Raw genomic sequence first — 2,500 nt, forward strand, 5'->3', positions numbered from 1 at the left:
TCAGCCGACATAAAAAAACCCGCTACAAGAGCGGGTTTCTTTCGAATTAAATGCCTGGCGTCAGCGTACCCCTGTTTATGGGTATGACCTACTTTGTTGCCTACATCCATGTAGGCAATCCCTTCGGGACCGCCTGTCGGCGTCCAAATTCGTTCCTAACGAATTTGTCACAAGAGGCATTCGGAAAAATAAACAACACTAAATATTGGCACAAATAAAAAAGGCCCAGTCTTTCGACTGAGCCTTTTTTATTTGAATTAAATGCCTGGCGTTGACCTACTTTCACATGGGGAGACCCCACACTATCATCGGCGCTGAACGTTTTCACTTCTGAGTTCGAGATGGATTCAGGTGGTTCCCGTTCGCTAATTTCACCAGGCAAAACTGGTTGATACTACATCAATTCTTTCAATCTGGATTTTAACGAGTTAAAGCAAGTAAAGGTTTGACTATATAGTCCTTCAATTCATGGCGTCACATAATCAGCCAAGGTAAAACCCCTTGGGTGTTATATGGTCAAGCCTCTCGGATCATTAGTACAGGTTAGCTCAACGCCTCACAACGCTTACACACCCTGCCTATCAACGTCGTAGTCTTCAACGTTCCTTCAGGAGACTTAAAGTCTCAGGGAAATCTTATCTTGGAGGGGGCTTCCCGCTTAGATGCTTTCAGCGGTTATCCTGTCCGAACATAGCTACCGGGCAATGCCATTGGCATGACAACCCGAACACCAGAGGTTCGTCCACTTCGGTCCTCTCGTACTAGAAGCAGCTCTCCTCAAATTTCCAACGCCCACGGCAGATAGGGACCGAACTGTCTCACGACGTTCTAAACCCAGCTCGCGTACCACTTTAAATGGCGAACAGCCATACCCTTGGGACCGGCTACAGCCCCAGGATGTGATGAGCCGACATCGAGGTGCCAAACACCGCCGTCGATATGAACTCTTGGGCGGTATCAGCCTGTTATCCCCGGAGTACCTTTTATCCGTTGAGCGATGGCCCTTCCATACAGAACCACCGGATCACTATGACCTGCTTTCGCACCTGCTCGACGTGTCTGTCTCGCAGTCAAGCACCCTTATACCATTGTACTAAGCTCCCGATTTCCGACCGGGATTAGGGTACCTTCGTACTCCTCCGTTACTCTTTGGGAGGAGACCGCCCCAGTCAAACTACCCACCACACACTGTCCTCGACCCGGATAACGGGTCTGAGTTAGAACTCAAAACATACCAGGCTGGTATTTCAAGGTTGGCTCCACGATGACTGGCGTCACCGCTTCAAAGCCTCCCAGCTATCCTACACAAGCAGGTTCTAAGTCCAGTGTGAAGCTATAGTAAAGGTTCACGGGGTCTTTCCGTCTAGCCGCGGGTATACGGCATCTTCACCGCAATTTCAATTTCACTGAGTCTCGGGTGGAGACAGTATGGCCATCATTACGCCATTCGTGCAGGTCGGAACTTACCCGACAAGGAATTTCGCTACCTTAGGACCGTTATAGTTACGGCCGCCGTTTACCGGGGCTTCGATCAAGAGCTTCTCCGAAGATAACCCCATCAATTAACCTTCCGGCACCGGGCAGGCGTCACACCCTATACGTCCACTTTCGTGTTTGCAGAGTGCTATGTTTTTAATAAACAGTTGCAGCCATCTGGTTTCTTAGACCGCCATCAGCTTACGCAGCAAGTGCTTCACCAACAGCGGCGTACCTTCTCCCGAAGTTACGGTACCATTTTGCCTAGTTCCTTCACCCGAGTTCTCTCAAGCGCCTTGGTATTCTCTACCTACCCACCTGTGTCGGTTTGGGGTACGGTCTCATATTGCCTGAAGCTTAGAAGTTTTTCCTGGAAGCCGGGCATCAACCACTTCCGAACCGTAGTTCGTCGTCATCAGCTCTCAGCCTTAAGGACCCGGATTTGCCTAAGTCCTCAGCCTACAACCTTAAACATGGATAACCATCACCATGCTGGCCTAGCCTTCTCCGTCACTCCATCGCAGCAATATCAGGTACAGGAATATTAACCTGTTTCCCATCGACTACGCATTTCTGCCTCGCCTTAGGGGCCGACTCACCCTGCTCTGATTAGCATCGAACAGGAAACCTTGGGTTTTCGGCGGGGAAGTTTTTCACTCCCCTTATCGTTACTCATGTCAGCATTCGCACTTCTGATACCTCCAGCAAACCTCCCGGTTCACCTTCAACGGCTTACAGAACGCTCCTCTACCATGCGTGTAAACACGCATCCGCAGCTTCGGTGTACAGTTTGAGCCCCGGTACATCTTCCGCGCAGGCCGACTCGACTAGTGAGCTATTACGCTTTCTTTAAAGGGTGGCTGCTTCTAAGCCAACCTCCTAGCTGTCTGGGCCTTCCCACATCGTTTCCCACTTAACTGTAACTTTGGGACCTTAGCTGGCGGTCTGGGTTGTTTCCCTTTCCACGACGGACGTTAGCACCCGCCGTGTGTCTCCCATGATTGCACTCACTGGTATTCGGAGT

The 2,500-nt window shown here is 50.4% G+C and carries 2 rRNA genes (1 of these 2 cut by a window edge); both read right to left on the reverse strand.

From position 1 onward, the window contains the following. Positions 1-263: 263 nt before the first annotated feature. Positions 264-379: ribosomal RNA gene (rrf, locus tag IYN84_RS20720) — 5S ribosomal RNA — on the reverse strand. Positions 380-512: 133 nt separating this feature from the next. After that, positions 513-2,500 (reverse strand): 23S ribosomal RNA (locus tag IYN84_RS20725); it runs 905 nt beyond the window's last position.

The organism is Aliikangiella sp. G2MR2-5 (assembly GCF_015687155.1).
GTDB lineage: Bacteria > Pseudomonadota > Gammaproteobacteria > Enterobacterales > Kangiellaceae > Aliikangiella.